Source organism: Phenylobacterium aquaticum (assembly GCF_947378715.1).
GTDB lineage: Bacteria > Pseudomonadota > Alphaproteobacteria > Caulobacterales > Caulobacteraceae > Phenylobacterium > Phenylobacterium aquaticum_A.
Genome location: NZ_CANCLE010000213.1, coordinates 1 through 5,472, shown reverse-complemented (window position 1 = coordinate 5,472; position 5,472 = coordinate 1). Strand labels below are relative to the sequence as shown.

Genomic DNA, 5,472 nt, shown 5'->3' with positions numbered 1-5,472 from the left:
GGGCCGTACATCCATTCCAGCAGGCCAGGGTCCTTCTGGTGCTCGGCGCCCATGTTGCGGATCGCCTCGCAGGCGGCGTAGCCGCGCAGGCCGGCCAGGGTCGGCTTGCCGCGATAGTTGAAGGTGTAGGCGGCGGGGGCCGGATAGGCGTGGATGGCGCTGACGTCCTGGGCCAGGCGCGGGGCGATCGCCTGTGGGATCAGCCGCCGGGCGACGGGCTCATCGGCGACCACGAGGTCGATCCAGGCCTGGTACTGCATCTCCAGGGGATGGGTCTTGACCGGATAGCCGGCGGCGCGCTCCGCCTCCATGTCCGGCGTCTCGAACAGGCTGCGGCGCACCCGGAGCACGCCCTCGGTCGCGGCCCAGAGCTCGGCCAGAGCCGACACGCTCTCGCGGAAAGCCGCCTCATCGCCCCGCTGGCGGAAGAAGACCTGGAAGATGGGGGTCCGCGCCGGGCCAAGCGGCGGCGCGTCGCCCGTGGTGTCGACCAGGGTGCGGGCGTTGGCGCCGATCACTTTGTAGGTGGTGCTCTTGTCGACGATCATCTCGATGTCGGCCAGGATCTGGGCGCGCACCGTGGGGTCCGGGTCCGCGCCGAAGGCGTTCATCCCCGCCTCGTCGGCATAGCGGACATCCGACAGCCATTGGAGCTGCTCGCCGGGGCGGCCTGCGAAATCGATTCCGGAGACCGGGGTGAACAGGTCGCCCCGGATCGGGTCCAGCGGATAGTGGCGATACTCATATATGCCGTCGCGACGGGCGATGGCCGGGCTGTGGGCGTCGCGCCAATAGGGCCGAACGAAGTCCAGCGAGAGGTGAGGCAGGCGCCAGCCGCAGGTCACCCTGGCCAGACCGGCCTCGTTCTCGATATCGGCCAACACGCTCACTCAAGCTCTCCTGTCTCTACAGCCGGCAAGGCTGCGCAGCGGGACGCGAGGACCCGCCTTTGGTACGTCAAGTTCTGGCGATCGCGGTCGCGGCCTTCGGCGCGTCGCGCCAGGCCAGCGACCCGCGGGGGGCCTGCATCGTCATGCCGGCCAGATCTAAGGTTGAGGGCGCCCCCACCCCCGGCTCAGAGACGCGTCTGCGGACCCGCGCCGAACCTGGGACCAGTCTAGCGCCCCGCGTTTTCGGCAGAACCGCGAATAAGTCATAGCTGTGCGACTCCTCGGACAGGGCCCGTCTCAAAGCCCGGACCTGACGCGGGATGGTCCCTGGATCGATCGAGCGACGCCGCGTTCAGGAACGCTTCGACGTGGTCGGCCAACTCCTCGGCCGCCAGCTCGAAGATGGCGTGCGACAGGTGCGGCAGCTCGCGGACCTGGGCCTGGGGCAAGGCCGCCCCGGCGGCCCGCGACGGCGCCGACAGATGATTGGCCGGGTTGAGGATCAGCACCGGCTGTCGCACCAGGGGAAAGGCGCGGTCCACGGCGTAGCTGAAGGCCGCGTCATGCGCCCACCAGCCGTGAGGATAGGCCCGCAGCTCATCGACGAAATTGGCGAAGCCACGCGACAGGCTCATGCCGCTCGGCCGCTCACCGACCAGGAAAGCCCAGCGCTCCGCGAACTGTCCCAGGCGGTTGGTCAGGGCCATGGGCTGGGCCAGGGTGGCGCGCCGTTCGGCCCGCGCCTCTCCCAGATAATAGGGCACGCCGATCATCACGATCCGCCGCACCAGGTCAGGGTCCTGGAGCGCGATCTCGGCGGCCAGCAGGGCGCCGGTGTGGTAGCCCAGGATGTCGACCGGACCTTCCCCCGCCGCGCGGATCGCGGCCCGCATTTCCCGGGCATAGGCCTCGATGTCCCAGCGTCGCTCCGGCGGATCGGAGCCGCCATAGCCGGCGGTGTCCGGCGCGATCACCCGGCGGCGGCCGTCGAGGGCCTCGATCAGCGGCAGGAAGGTCTGGCCGGAATAGGCGGTGGCGTGCAGGCACACCAGCGGCGGCCCTGGAGGTCCGGGACGAGCGCTCTCCGTCAGGTGGGTCTGGCCCCACGCGGTGGTCACGTATCTGCGGGACACCGATCTCGACAATCCGAGCTCCTTCGCCTTGGATCGTCAGCCTGCGTCGTCATGGGCGGGTGGAGAACTTCGGGTTCGTCATAGCTCGCGACCCCTGGCGCATCCGGCCCGTCAATCCTCCGGGCACATGGTGTAGGGACCGATGGCCTTTACGATCAGGTCCATCACCAGCTTGGTCTGGGGCGAGACGAAATCGTCGGCCCGCCGCAGCAGGCCCACCCGGGTCAGCTCCGCCGGGGTCTCGCAATCCAGGATCACGAACTCGCCGGCGTCGACTTCGCTCAGCACCACGTCGGCCGGCAGGATGGTCAGGGCCTCGATGTCCGACAGGGTGTGGCGGATCAGGGCGATGGAGTCGGTGCGCACGATCTGGGCCGGCAGCGGCAGGCCGCGGACGTGGAAGAAATTGATGAAGTTGCGCTGGAAGCCCTCGCCGCTGAGGGTCGCCCAGCGGGCCAGGGACAGTTCCTGCGGCGAGACGGGCCGGCCGGCCAAGGGATGCTTGGCGTTGGCGATCACCCGGGAGTGATGCTCGAACAGCGGGGTGATGGAGATGTCCTCGATCTCCTCCATGGCGCCCAGCAGCCCGAACCCGAACTCGATCGCGCCGGCCTGGACCGCCTCGAGCATTTCCAGGAAGCCGCTGGTCTTGACCGTCACCCGGACTTCCGGGGCGACCCGATGCAGTTCGGCCAGCACCTGGGGGATGAAGTAGTTGGCGTAGTTCTGGGTGATGCCGAAGGTGACTTCGCCAATCCGGGCGGCCTGGAGATCGCGCACCTCGCGCACCGATCGCGACACCTCGTTGAGGATGACCTTGGCCCGCTGCAGGACGCTCAGGCCGAAGATGGTCGGTTCGACCCCCTTGGGCTTGCGGATGAGCAGCGGCACGCCGAGCCGGGTCTCCAGGCTCTTGATGCTGCGGCTGAGGCCGGACTGGGAGATGTGGCTTTCTTCGGCGGCCTTCAGCAGGTTGCCGAACTGAACCGCGGCCGCGAGATGGCGCAATTGCTGGATTTCCATGGACTTTCCTCCTGGGCTCACCGGCCGTCGGTGTCGCCCGGAAAGCGTCATGACCCAATCGCCATGTGGTCCCGGTCGCCCGAAAGCTCATATTGTGCTTAGCGCCCTGGCGATCCTTGCCTGACGCGAAAGTCATATGACTACGGATTATGCGACGGCGGGCGCATGGCGTTTAAGGATTCCGCATAGCGGTCATTCCCGGCTTTGGACGAGGCGCCGACAGAGCCGCTGCTAGGGTCCTGGCTCCGACGGAGCGTCCGTCGCTCAGCTGGGAGTGGTCATGGATCAGGCGGTGAAGCGGGTGCGTCCGCGGCGGTACTTCGTGGACACCTCGCGCGGCTATGTCCACGTGCAGGATTGTGGCGCGGGCGACAGGACGGTGGTGTTCGTCACCATCACTTCATTCGGGGGCGGGTTGCTGGACGACGTCCTGCCGCTGATGGCCGAACGGGGCTATCGCGCCATCGCCATCGACATGATGGGCTATGGCCTGTCCGACAAGAAGTCCGAACCCTGGTCGATGGAGGACTTCGCCGACAATATGCAAGAGGTCTTCGCCCTGGCGGGCGCGTCGCCCGACGCCATCGTCAGCGGCCACTTCTCCAGCCTGATCGGTCTGGAGCTCGCGGCCCGCAGCCTGCCCGGACTCAAGGGTCTGGTGATCGATGGAGCGCCGCTGATCGGCGAGGACATTCAGGCCAACTACAAGCCCGGCGATGGCCCGACTCCCCTCGACTGGGACGAGGAAGGGACCCACGCCGTGGCCTTCTGGAAACGCGCCTATGGCCTGATGAAGCGCCTGAACCCCGAGGCGCCGCTGGAGGCCCAGCCCAGCAACCGTGTCCGCCAGGCCTATCTGGCCTACCAGGCGGTCAGCTCCTTCGAGCCAGGCACCTTCGAGGCCTATGCGACCTTCGATGTCCGCAAGCGCATCAAGGACATCGCGATCCCGGTGCAATGCATGTGCGCCGACACCGACTGGAACCTGCCGCACCACCCCTATTACGTCGAGAACATCCCCCACGCCCGCGAGGTGCGCTTCACGGGCGTCCACCCCATGCATGAGCTGAACAAGCCCGAGCGGGCGATCGAATATGTCGAGGTCATCGACGGCTTCGTGCGGACGCTTTAGCCGAGGTCGGGAGCGAACTCCGCCCGGATCGCCTGACTGTCAGCCCCGATGGCCGGAACCCTGGCCGGGGTCGGCAGGGCGGCGGCGCCCAGCACCGGCGGGGCCGGGGCGTCGATCCGGCCTCCCGGCGTTTCCACCACGATCCGCCGCAGATGCGGGTGGCCCGCCAGGTCGGCGGTGGTGTTGATGGCGCCATAGGCGATGGACGCGGCGTTCAGCCGGTCGATCACCACCGCGCGGGGGAGGGCTTCGAACACCTCCGCCAGGATCGCGTTCAGGGCCGGGCGGTTGGCGACCCGGACGCTGTTGGTCGCGAACCGGGCGTCTGTCGCGACCTGGGGACGCCGCAGCACCTGGGCGCAGAAGTTCACCCACTCCCGTTCGTTCTGGATCGACAGCAGCACCTCACCGTCCTGGCAGCCATAGGCGCCATAGGGGGCGATGGAGACATGGTGCAGGCCCGCGCGGGGCGGAACCACGCCGCTCGCCTCGTACTGGATCAGCGGTACGGCCATCCACTCGGCGGCCACGTCGAACAGGGCGACGTGCAGGTGCGCGCCGCGCCCGGTCGTCTGGCGGGCGAGCAGGGCCTCGAGCACGGCGGCATAGGCGTTCATGCCGGTGGCGATGTCGCAGACCGACACCCCGATCCGCCCCGGTTGTTCCGGCGCGCCGGTCACCGAGGCCAGGCCGCTCTCAGCCTGGATCAGCAGGTCGTAGCCCTTGCGGTCCCGGAACGGTCCGACGGGCCCATAGGCGGAGATGTCGACAGTAATCAGCTGTGGGAACCGCTCCGCCAGCTGGGTCGCGCCGACGCCCAGGCGGTCCACGGCGCCGGGCGCGAGGTTCTGGACAAAGACGTCGGCCTTGGCGAGCAGGCGCTCCAGCAGGGCCATGTCCTCGGCCGCCTTGACGTCCAGCACCAGGGATTCCTTGCCCCGATTGAGCCAGGCGAAATAGGACGACACCTCGCCGGCGGCCCGGTCGTAGTCGCGGGCGAAGTCGCCCTCGGCCCGCTCGATCTTGATCACCCGGGCCCCGGCGTCGGCCATGCGACAGGTGGCCAGAGGCGCGGCCACCGCCTGTTCGAGGGCGACGACGAGGACGCCGTCCAGCGGGCCCTTGCCCATGCTCAATAGGACCTTGGCAGGCCGAGCACATGCTCGGCGACATAGGCCAGGATGAGGTTGGTGGAGATGGGGGCGACCTGGTAGAGCCGGGTCTCTCTGAACTTGCGCTCGACGTCATATTCCTCGGCGAAGCCGAAGCCGCCGTGGGTCTGGATGCACATGTC

General features: G+C 68.3%; 5 protein-coding genes and 1 pseudogene. 1 reads left to right on the top strand and 5 read right to left on the bottom strand.

From position 1 onward, the window contains the following. The 3 genes from Q7P21_RS19085 to Q7P21_RS19075 all read right to left on the bottom strand — a co-directional run. Nucleotides 1-890 (bottom strand): hypothetical protein (locus tag Q7P21_RS19085; RefSeq protein ID WP_304179662.1); only part of this gene is annotated, 890 nt, incomplete at its 3' end. Between the two features lie 263 nt (nt 891-1,153). Then, on the bottom strand, nt 1,154-2,023 hold the full coding sequence (locus tag Q7P21_RS19080) for an alpha/beta fold hydrolase (RefSeq protein ID WP_304165504.1): 870 nt from the start codon (nt 2,021-2,023) through the stop codon (nt 1,154-1,156). Between the two features lie 111 nt (nt 2,024-2,134). After that, on the bottom strand, nt 2,135-3,046 hold the full coding sequence (locus tag Q7P21_RS19075; RefSeq protein WP_304165501.1) for a LysR family transcriptional regulator: 912 nt from the start codon (nt 3,044-3,046) through the stop codon (nt 2,135-2,137). A gap of 280 nt (nt 3,047-3,326) precedes the next feature. Between Q7P21_RS19075 and Q7P21_RS19070 the strand changes: the two genes are divergently transcribed. After that, nucleotides 3,327-4,178, top strand: coding sequence for an alpha/beta fold hydrolase (locus Q7P21_RS19070; RefSeq protein ID WP_304165498.1), 852 nt, complete (start codon nt 3,327-3,329; stop codon nt 4,176-4,178). Here the strand turns inward: Q7P21_RS19070 and Q7P21_RS19065 are convergent. Together Q7P21_RS19065 and Q7P21_RS19060 are read right to left on the bottom strand one after the other, a co-directional pair. Beyond that, nucleotides 4,175-5,308 (bottom strand): CaiB/BaiF CoA-transferase family protein, encoded by a 1,134-nt coding sequence (locus tag Q7P21_RS19065; RefSeq protein WP_304165496.1) that lies wholly within the window; start codon nt 5,306-5,308, stop codon nt 4,175-4,177. The two genes, Q7P21_RS19070 and Q7P21_RS19065, sit on opposite strands and share 4 nt — an antisense overlap. Before the next feature lie 2 nt (nt 5,309-5,310). Next, nucleotides 5,311-5,472 (bottom strand): annotated as a pseudogene (locus tag Q7P21_RS19060) (acyl-CoA dehydrogenase family protein); the annotation flags it as partial.

Coding starts and splice junctions, on each gene's coding strand:
- Q7P21_RS19075 (WP_304165501.1), bottom strand. CDS start 3,046: ATGGAAATCCAGCAATTGCGCCATCTCGCGGCCGCGGTTCAGTTCGGC.
- Q7P21_RS19070 (WP_304165498.1), top strand. CDS start 3,327: ATGGATCAGGCGGTGAAGCGGGTGCGTCCGCGGCGGTACTTCGTGGAC.
- Q7P21_RS19065 (WP_304165496.1), bottom strand. CDS start 5,308: ATGGGCAAGGGCCCGCTGGACGGCGTCCTCGTCGTCGCCCTCGAACAG.